This window comes from Frondihabitans peucedani, assembly GCF_039537585.1.
GTDB classification, from domain to species: Bacteria; Actinomycetota; Actinomycetes; order Actinomycetales; family Microbacteriaceae; genus Frondihabitans; species Frondihabitans peucedani.
On the sequence record NZ_BAABAU010000001.1, the window covers coordinates 244,199 to 258,447 of the forward strand.

Annotated in this window: 15 protein-coding genes; 13 read left to right on the top strand and 2 right to left on the bottom strand. The window is 70.9% G+C overall.

Going from position 1 to position 14,249, the window contains the following annotated elements:
• The first annotated feature begins 2 nt into the window (after positions 1-2).
• From ABD733_RS01135 to ABD733_RS01195, 13 genes are read left to right on the top strand one after another with little or no spacing between them, the layout of a single operon-like run.
• Positions 3-995, top strand: coding sequence for an ABC transporter ATP-binding protein (locus tag ABD733_RS01135; protein ID WP_344793208.1), 993 nt, complete (start codon positions 3-5; stop codon positions 993-995).
• Positions 992-2,062, top strand: a complete 1,071-nt coding sequence (locus ABD733_RS01140) for an ABC transporter ATP-binding protein (RefSeq protein WP_344793209.1) — start codon at positions 992-994, stop codon at positions 2,060-2,062. The genes ABD733_RS01135 and ABD733_RS01140 overlap by 4 nt, the downstream gene beginning before the upstream one ends.
• Before the next feature lie 8 nt (positions 2,063-2,070).
• Positions 2,071-2,892 carry a M55 family metallopeptidase gene (locus ABD733_RS01145; protein WP_344793210.1) on the top strand — a complete coding sequence of 274 codons (822 nt, stop codon included), beginning with the start codon at positions 2,071-2,073 and terminating at the stop codon, positions 2,890-2,892.
• 1 nt (position 2,893) lies between these two features.
• Positions 2,894-3,841: an isoaspartyl peptidase/L-asparaginase family protein gene (locus ABD733_RS01150; protein ID WP_344793211.1), complete on the top strand. Its 948-nt coding sequence runs from the start codon at positions 2,894-2,896 to the stop codon at positions 3,839-3,841.
• A gap of 40 nt (positions 3,842-3,881) precedes the next feature.
• Positions 3,882-4,769 (top strand): MurR/RpiR family transcriptional regulator, encoded by an 888-nt coding sequence (locus ABD733_RS01155; RefSeq protein WP_344793212.1) that lies wholly within the window; start codon positions 3,882-3,884, stop codon positions 4,767-4,769.
• A gap of 3 nt (positions 4,770-4,772) precedes the next feature.
• Positions 4,773-5,471: an SDR family NAD(P)-dependent oxidoreductase gene (locus tag ABD733_RS01160; RefSeq protein WP_344793213.1), complete on the top strand. Its 699-nt coding sequence runs from the start codon at positions 4,773-4,775 to the stop codon at positions 5,469-5,471.
• Between the two features lie 14 nt (positions 5,472-5,485).
• Positions 5,486-7,204 (top strand): DUF885 domain-containing protein, encoded by a 1,719-nt coding sequence (locus tag ABD733_RS01165; protein ID WP_344793214.1) that lies wholly within the window; start codon positions 5,486-5,488, stop codon positions 7,202-7,204.
• Positions 7,205-7,206: 2 nt separating this feature from the next.
• Positions 7,207-8,058, top strand: a complete 852-nt coding sequence (locus ABD733_RS01170; RefSeq protein ID WP_344793215.1) for an alpha/beta fold hydrolase — start codon at positions 7,207-7,209, stop codon at positions 8,056-8,058.
• Between the two features lie 52 nt (positions 8,059-8,110).
• Positions 8,111-9,064, top strand: coding sequence for a ketopantoate reductase family protein (locus tag ABD733_RS01175; protein WP_344793216.1), 954 nt, complete (start codon positions 8,111-8,113; stop codon positions 9,062-9,064).
• A 53-nt stretch (positions 9,065-9,117) separates the two neighbouring features.
• The gene (locus tag ABD733_RS01180; protein ID WP_344793217.1) at positions 9,118-10,164 is read left to right on the top strand and encodes an alcohol dehydrogenase catalytic domain-containing protein; all 1,047 of its coding nucleotides are present in this window, start codon (positions 9,118-9,120) and stop codon (positions 10,162-10,164) included.
• Between the two features lie 34 nt (positions 10,165-10,198).
• Positions 10,199-10,525 (top strand): zinc ribbon domain-containing protein, encoded by a 327-nt coding sequence (locus tag ABD733_RS01185; protein ID WP_344793218.1) that lies wholly within the window; start codon positions 10,199-10,201, stop codon positions 10,523-10,525.
• 35 nt (positions 10,526-10,560) lie between these two features.
• A complete protein-coding gene (locus tag ABD733_RS01190; protein ID WP_344793219.1) occupies positions 10,561-11,835 on the top strand; it encodes a sensor histidine kinase in 1,275 nt (424 codons plus the stop codon).
• Positions 11,832-12,503 (top strand): response regulator, encoded by a 672-nt coding sequence (locus ABD733_RS01195; RefSeq protein WP_344793220.1) that lies wholly within the window; start codon positions 11,832-11,834, stop codon positions 12,501-12,503. The genes ABD733_RS01190 and ABD733_RS01195 overlap by 4 nt, the downstream gene beginning before the upstream one ends.
• A gap of 28 nt (positions 12,504-12,531) precedes the next feature.
• Here ABD733_RS01195 and ABD733_RS01200 read toward each other — a convergent pair whose 3' ends face one another.
• Both ABD733_RS01200 and ABD733_RS01205 read right to left on the bottom strand, forming a co-directional pair.
• Positions 12,532-13,680, bottom strand: a complete 1,149-nt coding sequence (locus ABD733_RS01200; protein ID WP_344793221.1) for a glycosyltransferase — start codon at positions 13,678-13,680, stop codon at positions 12,532-12,534.
• 100 nt (positions 13,681-13,780) lie between these two features.
• Positions 13,781-14,248: an NUDIX hydrolase gene (locus tag ABD733_RS01205; protein WP_344793222.1), complete on the bottom strand. Its 468-nt coding sequence runs from the start codon at positions 14,246-14,248 to the stop codon at positions 13,781-13,783.
• Position 14,249 lies beyond the last annotated feature (1 nt).

Below are 14,249 nucleotides of genomic sequence, written 5' to 3' on the forward strand. Positions count from 1 at the left end.
CCGTGAGCGCTTCCCTGCTGAACGTCGAGAACCTGACCCTCGGGATCCGCCGCAAGGGCCGCCCCGACACGATCATCGTCGACGACCTGTCGCTCGACATCGCGTCCGGTGAGCGCTTCGGGATCGTCGGCGAGTCGGGGTCGGGGAAATCGCTCACCCTCCGCGCCGTCGCGGGGCTCCTCCCCAAGGGCGTCGAGGTGCTCTCCGGGAGCATCCGCTACGACGGGCGCGAGCTCGTCGGGATGCCGCGCACCGAGAGGCGCCGCCTCATGGGCCCGGAGATCGCGATGATCTTCCAGGAGCCGATGACGGCCCTCAACCCGGTGGTGCGGGTCGGCGACCAGATCGCGGAGGGCCCGCGCCGGCACCTCGGGCTGAGCCGGGCCGACGCCGACGCGCTGGCGATCGACATGATGGCGAGGACGGGCATCCCCGATCCTGCGCGACGCGCCCGCGCCTACCCGCACGAGCTCTCCGGAGGACTCCGGCAGCGGATCATGATCGCGATGGCGGTCTCGTGCGGGCCGCGGCTGCTGCTCTGCGACGAGCCGACCACGGCCCTCGACGTGACGGTGCAGCACCAGGTGCTGAAGGTGCTCGAGGCGCTCTGCGCCGACACCGGGACCGCACTGGCGTTCGTCACCCACGACCTCGCCGTCGTCAATCAGACCTGCACCGACATGGCCGTCATGTACGCCGGTCACCTCGTCGAGTCGGGGTCGGTGCGCGACGTGCTCGGCGATCCCCGCCACCCGTACACGAAGGGGCTCCTCGACTCGGCCCCCGACTTCGACCAGCCGCTGCGCGACCTCGTGCCGATCCCCGGGTTCCCGCCGAATCTCGCCGCCCGCCCGAGCGGGTGCCCGTTCGCGCCGCGCTGCGCGTTCGCGGTGCCGGAGTGCACCGAGGCGATGCCTCCGCGCGAGGTCGTCGCCCCCGGGCACGACGCCGCGTGCATCGAGTCCGACCGCATCTTTGAGGGAGCCCGCGCATGACCGTCACCGCCCTGCCGACGCCCGTGCTGCGGGTGTCGGACGTCACGAAGAGCTACCACCTGCGCACCCCCCTCGCCACGCGTCTCGCGAGGGGCGCGGACGACCACTCGAGCCTCCGGGCACTCGACGGGGTCGACCTGCACCTGCGGAAAGGCGAGATCCTGGCCCTCGTCGGCGAGTCGGGGTCGGGCAAGTCGACGCTCGCGAAGATCCTCGTCGGGTCGGCGACACCGAGCTCGGGATCGGTCGAGTACCACGGCGAGCCGATGCCGGCGAGGCGCGACCGGAACGACAGCCGCCGCATCCAGATGGTGTTCCAAGACCCGTACTCGTCGCTCAACCCGCGCATCTCGGTGGGCTCGATGCTCCGCGAGCTGCTCGTGCTCCACAAGGTGGTGCCTCGGAGCGAGGTGCGGGCCGAGAGCATCCGGCTGCTGAACCTCGTCGGGCTTGAGGAGGACGCCCTCGACGCCTTCCCCAGCCAGTTCTCCGGCGGTCAACGCCAGCGCCTCGCCATCGCCCGGGCCCTCGCGGTCCGTCCCGACATCCTGATCGCCGACGAGCCCGTCTCGGCCCTCGACGTGTCGGTGCAGGCCACCATCCTCGACCTCTTCGCCCGGCTCCGGCGCGAACTCGGCCTCAGCATCCTGTTCGTCGCCCACAACCTGGCCGTCGTGCAGCACCTGAGCGACCGGGTCGCCGTCATGTACCTCGGCCGCATCGTCGAGGTCGCCGACACCGCCGAGCTGTTCGCGAACCCCCGCCACCCCTACACCCGCGCGCTGATCGACTCGATCCCCCGCATGACCGCGGGCAGCGTGAACGAGGAGTTCGTGCTCGAGGGCGAACCGCCGAGCCCCTTCGACGTGCCGAGGGGCTGCCGGTTCAACCCGCGCTGCCCCTATGCCACCGACGAGTGCCGCACGATCGACCCGGCGCTCGCCGAGTTCTCCGCCGGACACGAGACGGCCTGCCTCCGCGCGGACGACCTCGATCCCTTCCAGGCCGCGCCCGAACACGCCGCGCCCGAACACGCAACACCCGACGCAAGGAGCACCACCCTATGAAGATCTGGATGTCACTCGACATGGAGGGCGTCGCCGGCGTCGTCGACTGGGACCAGTGCCGCCCCGGCAGCCCCTCGTACGCCCTCGGCTGCGAACTCCTGCAGGACGAGGTGAACGCGGCCATCGAGGGCGCGATCGCCGGAGGCGCGACCGAGATCGTGCTGAACGACTCCCACAGCCGCATGGCGAACCTCGATCCGCGACGAATCGCCGGCGAGGCCCAGTACATCTCGGGTCGCCACAAGCCGATGTACATGATGCAGGGCCTCGACGACACCGTCGACGCGATCTTCTTCGTCGGGTACCACGGCTCGATCTCGGGCAAGTCGTCGACGATGTCGCACACCTACAACCCCGAGGTCTTCTCGGGCGCGAAGCTCAACGGCGAGTACGTCGGCGAGAGCGGGATCAACGCCCTCGTCGCCGAGCACTACGGCGTGCCGATCGCCCTCGTCACGGGCGACATCGTCACCTGGGAGGAGACGGAGGCCTTCGCCGGCGGCGGCGTCAACGTCGTCACGAAGCAGTCGATCTCGCGCGCCAGCGCGAAGAACCTGCACCCCACCGAGTCGTGCCGCCTCATCCGGGCTGGGGCCGAGGAGGCCGTCCGCCGCGTCGCCGCCGGCTCCGTCAAGACGCCCGGCATCACCCGCCCGGCGACTCTCGACCTCGAGCTGCAGACCGCCGACATGGCCGACGTCGCCACCTGGGCGAGGCGTGCCGAGCGCACCGGACTCCGCGAGGTCAGGATCGAGGGCGACGACCTGCTCGACGTCTTCCAGGCCTTCGTGGCCGTCAACTACATCACGCGTCAGGCCGGAGGGCGCTGACATGGCCGATGAGGAGTCGAGGGCCACACCCCTCGAGACCAGGATCTGGGACATCCCCTCGCGCGGCCCCTGGTCGCTCGCCCTCCACGGCGGTGCGGGCGGCCGCATCGAGGAGCTCTCCACCGAGAGCCGCGAGGCGTTCGAAGCAGGGCTCTCCCGGGCCTACGCCGCGGGCCGCACCGTTCTCGAAGCCGGCGGATCGGCCCTCGACGCGGTCTGCGCCACCGTCGAGCAGCTCGAGGACGACCCCCTCTTCAACGCAGGATGCGGGGCAGCCCTCACCGCCGACGGAGTCGCCGAGCACGATGCGGCCGTCATGGACGGTCAGGGCAGGGCCGGCGCGATCGCCGTCTCGAGGCACGCGAAGAACCCCGTCCGGGTTGCCCGAAGCGTGCTCGAGAAGAGCGACCACGTGCTCCTCGTGAGCCCGTCGGAGCAGCTCGTCACCGAGTGGGGTCACGAGGTGCGCGACCAGTCGTACTTCGTCACCGAGGCCAGGCGGGTGCAGCTCGACCGGATCCTCAACCTGACGCTGACCGGGCCCCGGCACGGAACCGTCGGCGCCGTCGCCCGCGACGTGCACGGCGATGTCGCGGCTGCGACCTCGACCGGCGGCATGGCGGGGCAGAGCCTCGGCCGAGTGGGCGACAGCCCGATCATCGGCGCCGGCACCTACGCCCGGAACGACTCCGTCGCGATCTCGTGCACCGGCGAGGGCGAGGCCTTCATCCGCGGTGTCGTCTCGTACGACATCGCCAGCCGGATGCGGTTCCTCGGCTCGAGCCTCCGGGACGCCGTGGCGACCACCTTCGCCGAAGAGCTGACGGCGAAGAACGCCTCCGGCGGCCTCGTCGGCGTCGCCCCCGACGGTCGCGTCGTCGTCGCCCACAACTCCCCCACGATGTTCGCCGCTTTCGAAGACCACGACGGGTTCGCCATGCTGACCTGAACGGGCAGCGCCGAACACCCGTCAACCGAGAGGGAGCAGCATGTCGATCAACGATGAGATCTTCGCCCGCATGGGCGAACTCAGCCCGGCCGAGAAGAAGGTCGCCAGGACACTCCTGGCCTCCTACCCGAGCGCCGGGCTCGAGAGCGCCGCGACGGTCGCGAAGGCCGCGGGCACCTCGACGCCCACCGTCCTCCGTCTCGTGACCCGGCTCGGCATCGGCAGCTACCCCGACTTCCAGAAGCGTCTCCGCGACGAGATCACCCACCACATGAACAGCCCGGTGAGCCGCACCGTCGAGGGCATCCGCGACCACGCCCCCGAACCGGTCTTCGAGGCGGCGATGACGGAGAAGACCGCGCTGATCGAGAAGCTCGGCCAGTTCGTGCCCCCGAGCGAGTTCGAGCTGGCCGTGCAGGCGCTCGCGGCGAGGCCCCGGCAGATCGCGATCTCCGGCGGCTACTTCAGCCGCTACCTCGCGATGCTCCTCGCCACCCAGCTCGATCAGGCGGTGCCAGGGGTCGACTTCGTCGCCGAACCCCTGGGGCACGACATCGGGAAGATCCTGCGCCTGACCGCGGGATCGGTCGCCGTCATCATCGACTTCCGCCGCTACGAGCTCACGGCCAAGCAGGCGGCCGACATCGCCAAGCGGCAGGGCGCGACCGTCATCGTCATCACCGACCAGGGCCTCTCGCCCGCTGCCGAGGGCGCAGACATCGTCCTCCCGGTGCCGGTCGACGGGATCCCGTTCGACTCGTTCGTCGGCCTGCTGGCGCTCCTCGAGGCCCTGGTCGAAGGGGTCCTTCAGGCCACCGACGGCCGCGGGATCGACCGCATGAAGGAGTGGGAGGACACGGTGCAGATCGCCCGCGCCTACCGAGCCACCTCGGTGCTCCAGACCGACTCCGACACCGACGAGAGCTGAGACATGACGACATTCGAGGGCCGCACCGCCGTGGTCACCGGCACCGCCCAGGGCATCGGCAGCGCGATCGCCGCCCTCCTCGACGAGAACGGCGCCACGGTCCACCGCGTCGACCGCGACACGGTCGACCTCTCCGACACGCGAGCCGTCGAGGAGTTCTTCGAGCGGGTCGGCGGCGTCGACGTGCTCGTGAACAACGCCGGCGGGGTCGTCGGCCAGACGCACGTGCCGATCGACGAGCTCGACGACGCCGCCTGGGACGCCGTGATGAACGCCAACATCACCACGACGCGCAACTGCACGAGGGCGGCTGCGCGCTCCATGAAGGCCCGCGGCTTCGGGCGGATCGTCACGATCTCGTCCGGGGCCGGCCGGAGCGTCAGCCTCACCGGCATCCAGGCCTACGCAACCGCGAAGGCCGCCCAGATCGGCTTCACCCGGCAGATGGCCCACGAGCTCGGCCCGTTCGGCGTGACAGTCAACTGCATCGCCCCCGGCTTCGTGCTCTCGAACCCCACGACCCAGGCGCAGTGGGAGTCGTACGGCGACGACGGCCAGCGCGCCCTCCTCGACCGCATCGCCACCCGCCGCACCGGCACCCCGTTCGACATCGCCCGCGGCGTCCTCTTCTTCGCCGACCCGGAGGCCTCCTGGATCAGCGGCCAGACCATCTCGATCGACGGAGGACACTCCCTCTTCTAGAGGGCGGCATACCCATGAGCATCCGAGACCCCCGGCTCCTCGCCCTTGGCGAACGCTATTTCGAGACCCAGCACACCTACGACCCCTACAACGCCACCCTCCTCGGCATCGACCGGTTCGACGGTCTCGCAGGCGACCCGTCGCTCGCCGCGAGCGAGAGCGCCGCAGCGGCGCTCGCCGCGATCGGCCGCGATGTCGACGCCCTCGACACGACGGGGTTCAGCGACGACGAGCTCGCCGACCGCGACGTGCTCGCCGTCCTGGTGCGAGGAGCGCAGGAGGACGCGGAGCACTCCCTGTGGGCCACCAACGCCTCGGCCAAGGGCTACGTCAGCAGGCAGGGCCTCGTGTTCCAGGCCGTGCCGGCGATGACGGCGAACGACGACGTGAGCGCCGCCCGCTACCTCTCCCGCCTCGGCGGCCTGGCGGGGTTCTTCGAGGGCCTCGGGAGGCGCTACGTCGAGGAGGCGGCCCGCGGCCGCACCCCGACGCGCACCGGTGTCGAGCAGGCGATCGCGCAGCTGCAGGGGCACCTCGCGCTCGACGCCTCCGACGACGCCCTGCTGGGGCCGGCTCGCGGGGCCTCCGATCCTGCGCTTCTCGATTCGGCCCGCAGGATCGTCGAGAACGAGATCCGCCCCGCCCTCCGCGCCCTCGTCGACCTGCTGCGAACCGAGCTGCTGCCCGTCGGCCGGGAGGGAGACCGGGTCGGCATCCACGCGGTGCCGGGCGGCGACACGGCGTACGCGGCCGCGATCCGTCGTCACACGACCACCGACCTCACCGCCGCCGAGATCCACCGCATCGGCCTCGACGTGCTCGACGAGATGCTCGCCGAGTGGAGCGAGGTCGGCGAGCGGGCCCTCGGCGAGCGGGAGTTCCCCGTCATCGCGGAGCGGCTCCGGAGCGATCCCGCCCTCCGCTTCGAGACCAGCGACGAGATCATCGCCGTCGCCCGGGGCGCCCTCGATCGCGCGGACGCCGTCCGCGATGCGTACTTCCCGCGCACCGAGATCCCCGAGTGCGTGATCGAGATCATCAACCCGATCGACGCCGCCGGCAGCGCCCTCGGCTACTACAGGCCGCCGGCCGTCGACGGCAGCCGGCCGGGCGCCTACTGCGTGCTCGCCACCGACCCGGAGGAGCACTTCCGCTACGAGTACGAGTCGCTGTCGTTCCACGAGTCGGTGCCGGGCCACCACCTGCAGCTCGCCACCGCGCAGACCCTCGACATCCCCCGCTACCGGCGCTACCTCGACGTCGAGGCGTGCAGCTTCAACGAGGGCTGGGGTCTCTACTCGGAGCAGCTGGCCGACGAGGCGGGCCTCTACAGCGACGACCTCTCCCGCCTCGGAATGCTGTCGTTCCGCGCCCTTCGCGCCTGCCGCCTCGTCGTCGACACCGGCATCCACCACTTCGGCTGGACCCGCGAGCGCGCCGTCGAGTTCATGTACGCGCACACCGCGACGACGCTCGAGCACGTCACGAGCGAGGTCGACCGGTACATCGCGTGGCCGGGACAGGCGCTCGCCTACATGATCGGCCGGCGCGAGATCCTGCGGCTCCGCGAGGAGGCCCGGGAGGCGCTCGGCGACCGGTTCTCGATCGTGGACTTCCACGGGGTCGTGCTCGGCTCGGGCGCGGTCCCGCTGACCGTGCTCGCCGGCAACGTCGCCCGCTGGCAGGAGCGCCTGCTCCGCGAGCCCCTCTCCCCCACCGAAAGCGAGAAGTGACCATGGATGTCGTCATCAACGGAGCACGCCTGAACGTCGAAGTGGTGGGATCGGACGACGGGCCGGTGCTGATCGCGCACCACGGCGGCGGCGGGATCGGCTCGCTCGCCGAACCCAGGGCGACCTTCGGCACCCTGGCCGACCGCTTCCGCGTCATCGTCTTCGACGCGCGCGGCTGCGGCCTGAGCGAGGGCGTCGGCCCCTACTCGCACGAGCAGTGGGCCGCCGACGTCGACGGGCTCCGGCAGTGGGCGGGTGTCGACCGCGTCGCGGTGGCCGGCGGGTCGTACGGCGGCTTCATCGCCCTCGAATACGCCGTGCGGTACCCGGAGCACGTGTCGGCGATCATCCTGCGCGACACCTCCGCCGACGGGTCGAACCTCGAGCTCGCGTTCGAGAACGCGCGCGCGCAGACGCGGGTCGAGATCGACTGGGAGCACTTCGACCGCTACTGGGGCGGCACGGTGCGGAGCGACGCCGAGCTCAAGGCCCTGTGGGCCGAGCTGATCCCGCTCTACGACTTCGAGTACGACGAGGAGAAGTCGACAGCCGCCGTCGAGGCGGGCATCTACCGGCACGAGTCGCACAACGCCTGCTTCCAGGAGAACTTCCCCACCTACGACCTGAAGGACGACCTGCCGAACGTCGCGGTGCCGACCCTCGTCACGGTCGGGCGCGGCGACTGGGTCACCCCGGTCAGTGCGTCCGAGACCATCGCGCGTCTCATCCCGGGCAGCGAGCTGGTCGTCTTCGAGAAATCCGGCCACTCGCCGCAGACCGAGGAGCCGGAGAAGTTCCAGGCGGTGCTGCGGTCGTTCGTCGACCGCGCGGTGCCGGCCCCCGTCACCGCCTGAGTCCGGCCCTGCCCGCAGCCTGTTCGCGTCTAACCCCCTCCCGAGGAGAACCATGAAGATCCACATCATCGGAGCAGGCGCCATCGGCGGCACGCTCGGCGCCCGCATGGCCAGAGACGGCCACGACGTCACCCTCGTCGATGCCGACGAGGCGCACGTGCGGGCGATCCAGGAGCACGGGCTCCACATCGAGGGCCCGGTCGACGACTTCACCGTCCGCGTCCCGGCCATCACCCCCGACGAGCTGCCCGCGTCGATCGACCGCGCCATCGTCGCGGTGAAGAGCCTCCACACGGCCTCGGCCGCCGCCCTGCTCCGCGACCGGCTCGCCCCGGAGGGCGTCGTGCTCACGGTACAGAACGGCCTCACCGCCGACACCCTCGTCGAGGCCGTCGGGCGCGAGCGCATCCTCTGCAGCTTCGTCAACATCGGCGCCGATGTGCTGGGACCCGGCCGCGTGCTGCAGGGCAACGTGGCCACCTTCCGCGTCGGCGAGATCGATCCCGGGCCGATCACCGACCGCGCGCGGGAGTTCGCCGACGCCCTCCCCTACGCCGAGGCGACCGACAACGTGCTCGGCTACCTCTGGGGCAAAGAGGTCTACGGAGCGATGATGTGGGCGGGCGCCGTCAGCGACCTCGCCATCGCCGAGACGCTCGAGCGCCCCGAGTACCGCCCGCTCATGACCGCGCTCTCCGAAGAGGTGCTCGCCCAGGCGCCCGTGCGCGTCGAGGGCTTCGACGGCTTCGAGCCGGACGACCTCCCCGGCTCGTTCGACCGCCTCGCCGCGTTCAACCGCCGAAGCGCCAAGACCCACTCGGGCATCTACCGCGACCTCATGGTGAGAAAGCGCAAGACCGAGGTCGACGAGGTCCACAAAGACATCCAGGGGCCGATCTTCGACCGGGTGGTCGAGATGATCCACGACATCGAAGAGGGCCGCCGCACCTGCGAGGTCGCCAACCTCGACGAACTCGCAGCCCACGTCGACCGCGTCCGCGCCTGATCCGCTACCGGCGTCTCCATCCCCCGCTTCTCTGCATCCCCGAAAGGTCCACCATGCGCGCAGCCGTCTACCAGTCCGCCGGAGTCGTCGAGGTCGTCGAGGTCCCCGACGCGTCGATCAGCGATCCCAAAGACGCCCTCGTGAGGGTCGTCCGCTCCTGCATCTGCGGATCCGACCTCTGGGCCTACCGCGGCATCATCGACCGGGCCGCAGGATCACGACTCGGTCACGAGTTCATCGGCGTGGTCGAGGCAGTCGGTTCGGAGGTGACGACCGTGAAACCGGGCGACTTCGTGGTCGCGCCGTTCCAGTGGTCGGACAACACCTGCCCCGCCTGCCTCGACGGCATCCAGACCCGCTGTGAGCACGGCGGCACCTTCGGTGCTCCCGGAACCGACGGGGGCCAGGGCGAAGCCGTGCGCGTGCCCGAGGCGGACGGCACCCTCGTCGTCGTTCCCGGCGGCCTCGAATCGACCGACCCGCACCTCCTCCCCGGCCTCCTCGCCCTCAGCGACGTCGCGGCCACCGGTCTCCACGGAGCCGTGCTCGCCGGCGTGACCGAGGGATCGACCGTCGCCGTCGTGGGCGACGGCGCCGTCGGACTCCTGGCCGTCCTCGGCGCGGTGAAGATCCTGAAGGCCGAGCGCGTGATCCTGATGAGCAGGCACGACGACCGCGCGGCCCTCGGCCGCAGCTACGGGGCCACCGACGTCGTCGCCGAACGCGGCGAGGAGGGCATAGCCCGAGTGCGCGACCTCACCGACGGACTCGGCGTCCGCCACGTCGTCGAGGCCGTCGGCACCCCGGAGTCGTGGGAGATGTCGCTCGGCATGGCCCGGGTCGGCGGCACTGTCGGCGCTGTCGGCGTGCCGCACACCAGCCCGCAGCTCGGCATCTTCACGCCGTTCCGGCAGCACCTGACCCTCCGGTTCGGGATCGCGCCCGTCAGGCACTACCTGCCCGACCTCGTCCCGCGGGTCATGGACGGCAGCTACGACCCGGGCGCCGTCTTCGACCTGACGCTGCCGCTCGCCGAAGCCGCCGACGGGTATCTCGCCATGTCGGAGCGCCGATCCATCAAGACCGCGCTCGCCGGATGAGGTAGGTTCGGCACAACGTCCAAGGGGGGCCTCCATGATCCTGTTCGGCTCGCGCACCACGCAGAAGCTCGTCGCGGCACTGATCTTCGTCTGCACCGTCTGCCAGCACGAGGCCGCCCAGCGGCTCGTGCGGCGACGCACCTGGTTCACGCTGTTCTTCGTCCCGATCTTCCCGTTCGGCCACGGCTCGTACACGATCTCCTGCGCCTACTGCGGCAACACGTACGGGGTCTCGCGGGAGAACGCCGACAGGTTCGTGGCTGACGCCGAAGCGGCGCACGTGAATGCGGAGGCCGACCGGATCCTGTCCGACGAGGACGCCCGGATCCGCGGCGAGCAGCAGCAGTCCGACCGCGACTGACGAGGTCCGGCCGCTGCGGCACTAGCGTTGCAGGGGTGTGGACCTCGATCGAACGCCGACCCCTCCTCGTCGACGTCATCGTCGCCGTCGTGGCGTTCGCGTTCTTCGGCGTGCTCGACGTCACCCGGACCGGCTGGCAGACGCTGCCGGTCGACGCCCTCTTCGCTCTGGCGGTCGCCTTCCGGCGCCGCTCCCCCGGCGTAGGCCTGGCGATCGCCTGGGTCGGCGCCGTCGTCCAGCTGGTCGTCCTGCCGTCGTTCATCAACGGCGACGTGCTGATCGCCGTCGTGATCTTCGCGACGAGTCTGGCCCGGCAGCCGGTCGTCCAGCGCCTCGGGCTCGTGTCGAGCGTCGCGGGCGGCATCATCGCGAGCGTCAAGCTCGTCCTCGTCACCGGCGACTTCCTACCCCACGGCCAGTCGGACTCGCAGGAGGCGTTCTCCCGGGTCATCTACTCCGTCGGTGTGGCCGGCGTCGTCGCCGCCGCGCTGGCGCTGTTCTGGCTCCTCGGGATGATCGCGCGCGTCCGCCGCGAACTGCTGACGGCGCGGCTCGAGCGGCTCGAGGGCGAGCAGGATCTCCTCCGCGCCGAGCTCCGAGTCGCTCAAGAGACGGAGCGCACCCGCATCTCCCGCGAGATGCACGACGCCATCGGGCACTCGCTCGCGGTGATCATCGCCCAGTCCGACGGGGCGAGGTACGCGGTCGCGAAGAACCCCGCCGCCGCCACCGACGCGCTCGGCGTGATCAACCGGTCGGCGCGGTCGGCGCTCGACGACGTGAGCGAGCTCCTGAGCGTCCTCGCCACCTCGACCGGGCACGAGGGCTCCCTCGGCGTCGCCGACCTCGACACCCTGCTGACGAACATGGAGTCGTCGGGCCTCGCGATCTCGTTCAACGAGACGGGCGACCGGCTGGATCTGTCGCGATCCTGCGATCTCGCGCTGTTCCGGGTCGTGCAGGAGGTTCTGACCAACGCCCTCAAGCACGGCGGCCCCGGCACGACGGTCTCGGTCGCCCTTACCTGGTCGACGCAGGCCGTGACGGTCGACTCGGTCACGACCGAGACCGACGGCCCTGACCTGCTCGGGCGCGATGCCGACGGCCCCGACCTGCTCGGGCGCGCGGAGGCCGACGACGGCCCGCCGTCGGCCGAGCCGGCACCGACCCGCGGCGGGCACGGCATCGCGGGCATGGTCGAGCGCGTCCGGCTCGTCGGCGGCAGCGTGACGGCGGGCCCTCGCGCCGACGGAGTCCGCGGCTTCGCGGTCCACGCCACGATCCCCCACGCACCCGGAGGTGCCGAATGACCACGATCCGTGTCGGTCTGGCCGACGATCAGCCGCTCTTCCGCGCCGGGATCCGCATGATCCTCGACTCGCAGGACGACTTCGAGGTCGTCTGGGAGGCCGGTGACGGCGCCGAGGCCGTCGACCGGTCCCGCGCGGAGCCGGTCGACCTGGTGCTGATGGATCTCGAGATGCCCCGCATGGGCGGGGTCGAGGCGACCTCGGCGATCCTGCACCCCGACGATCCCGCCGATGTGGTCGCGGGCCTCCGCATCGTCGTCCTGACGACCTTCGAACTCACCGACACCACGTTCAAGGCGATCCAGGCCGGGGCGAGCGGGTTCCTGCTGAAGAACGCCGACCCGGAGTTCCTCCTCGCCTCGCTCCGGACGATCCACGCAGGATCGGCCGTGGTCGCCCCGTCGGTGATGACCGGCCTGGTCGAGCGGTTCGCCCGCCGCTCGGCGGTGGTCGACACCGACGCCCTCGAGCAGCTCACCGCGCGCGAGCGCGAGATCTTCGCCCTGCTGGCCGCAGGGCTCAGCAACAACGAGATCGCCGCCGACCGTCAGCTGAGCGATGCGACGGTGAAGACCCACGTGAGCAGGATCCTCGGCAAGCTCGAGCTCCGAGACCGCGTCCAGCTGGTGATCTTCGCCTACGAGAACGGACTCGTCTCCACGGCCTGACCGGCGCGCCGGCCGACTCGGGAGCTCGTCAGACCGAGGCGGGAGTCGTGGTCGTCGGAGCTGTCTCGGTCGGGGCGCCCTCGACGATGTCGTCGATGGTGACGGGCTTCTCGTGCTGCTTGTAGACGACCCGCGACTGGTACAGGAAGCGGAGCGTGAAGCCGATGGCGATCAGTCCGGCCTGCACGAGCACGCTGTGGAGCGAGGTCGTCTCGACGATCACCCAGAGGGCGAAGGTGCGGATGGCCGACTCGGTGCCGTTGAAGGCGAAGGTGTGCCACCAGCGCTTCCAGACGCTCCGGGCACCGGCGCGCAGGTCGTCGAAGATGAAGCGCTCCTGGAGGAGGAAGTTGCCGATGATCGTGAGGACCGCGGCGACGCAGGCGGCGGCGAGGTAGCCCACGCCGAACTTCTGCAGGCCCCAGAGGATGAGCAGGTTCGCGACCGCGCCGAGGGCGCCGATGGCGGCGAAGCCGGAGATGCGGCCGAACTTGAGGTCGAAGAGCTGGCGGCCGAGGGCGATGCCCTGCTTCATGTCGGCCTTCGACGTGCCGGCGAGGCGGGCGTCGAAGACGAGCGGCACCTCGGCGACGGTGAAGTCCTGGCGGGCGAGGATCTCGAGGAGGATCTTGAAGCCGCGCGGGTGCAGCCCGTCGAGCTGGACGGAGCCGCGGTGGATGCCGAAGAACCCGGACATCGGGTCGGTCGTCCCGTGGAGGCGCGTCGGGAACAGGGCCTTGGTGACCTTGATGGAGAGCTGCGAGACAGCCCGGCGGACGCCGCCGGAGAGGCCGTCGCTCGATCCGCCGTCGACGTGACGCGAGGCGACCACGACGTCGGCGCCGGTCTCGCGGCCCTTCGCGAGGACGGAGGGGAGCGTCTCGGGGCGGTGCTGCAGGTCGCCGTCCATGACGACGGCCCACTCCCCCTCGGCGGCGCGGAGCCCGGCGATCACAGCGCCCGACAGGCCTCCGACGGGCGCGTCGCGGTGCAGGAGGCGGACGGGGATGGCGTGCTCGCCGGCCACCCGGGTGACGACGTCGGGAGTGTCGTCGGTGGAGTCGTCGACGAAGAGGATCTCGGTGTCGATGCCGAGAGTCGCCTTCTCGATGCGCTCCACCAGCTCAGCGACGTTCGGTGCCTCGTTGTAGGTGGGGATGACGACGGAGAGCTCCATGACTCGAGCCTACGAGTCCGGCTGCCGCTGCGTCCTCGGCCGATCGGGCGAACTTCGACGTCAACACATGTGATGACGCCGGCGCCGGGCGGCCGGTGGTTCAGGCCAGCAGACCCCGGAGCCGCTCGACCAGCTGCGCCGGCTCGATGTGCTCGTCGGTCGCCTCCAACTCGGCGAGGGTCCACCAGCGCGAGGCGAGGATGTCGACCTTCTCGTCGTCGGTCCACTCGTCGTCGACGATCTCGAAGTGCGGCAGCCGCACCAGGTAGAACTCGGCGTGGCCGTGCGTGTGGTCGGCTGCGTCCCACGGCACCTCGAAGTCCTCGGTGAAGAGCACCGGCCCCGGGTCGGCGATGACCTGCCCGGTCTCCTCGCGGAGCTCCCGGACGGCCGCCTGCTCGTGCGACTCCCCCGGGTCGACTCCTCCGCCCGGCGTGATCCAGCGGCTCGCCCCCGACGTGTCGGGCGACTTCGTCAGCATGAGGAGCACGCGGTCGTCCTGGTCGACGACGATGAGGCGCGAGGTGGGGCGCAGGATCACGCCGCTCGGGTCGGAGGAGCCGGTCACG

Bases quoted from the DNA above. Each gene is read 5' to 3' on its own strand.
- ABD733_RS01175 (WP_344793216.1), top strand. From the start codon at position 8,111: ATGAAGATCCACATCATCGGAGCAGGCGCCATCGGCGGCACGCTCGGC.
- ABD733_RS01140 (WP_344793209.1), top strand. From the start codon at position 992: ATGACCGTCACCGCCCTGCCGACGCCCGTGCTGCGGGTGTCGGACGTC.
- ABD733_RS01185 (WP_344793218.1), top strand. From the start codon at position 10,199: ATGATCCTGTTCGGCTCGCGCACCACGCAGAAGCTCGTCGCGGCACTG.
- ABD733_RS01170 (WP_344793215.1), top strand. From the start codon at position 7,207: ATGGATGTCGTCATCAACGGAGCACGCCTGAACGTCGAAGTGGTGGGA.
- ABD733_RS01165 (WP_344793214.1), top strand. From the start codon at position 5,486: ATGAGCATCCGAGACCCCCGGCTCCTCGCCCTTGGCGAACGCTATTTC.
- ABD733_RS01180 (WP_344793217.1), top strand. From the start codon at position 9,118: ATGCGCGCAGCCGTCTACCAGTCCGCCGGAGTCGTCGAGGTCGTCGAG.
- ABD733_RS01195 (WP_344793220.1), top strand. From the start codon at position 11,832: ATGACCACGATCCGTGTCGGTCTGGCCGACGATCAGCCGCTCTTCCGC.
- ABD733_RS01200 (WP_344793221.1), bottom strand. From the start codon at position 13,680: ATGGAGCTCTCCGTCGTCATCCCCACCTACAACGAGGCACCGAACGTC.
- ABD733_RS01155 (WP_344793212.1), top strand. From the start codon at position 3,882: ATGTCGATCAACGATGAGATCTTCGCCCGCATGGGCGAACTCAGCCCG.
- ABD733_RS01145 (WP_344793210.1), top strand. From the start codon at position 2,071: ATGTCACTCGACATGGAGGGCGTCGCCGGCGTCGTCGACTGGGACCAG.
- ABD733_RS01150 (WP_344793211.1), top strand. From the start codon at position 2,894: ATGGCCGATGAGGAGTCGAGGGCCACACCCCTCGAGACCAGGATCTGG.
- ABD733_RS01160 (WP_344793213.1), top strand. From the start codon at position 4,773: ATGACGACATTCGAGGGCCGCACCGCCGTGGTCACCGGCACCGCCCAG.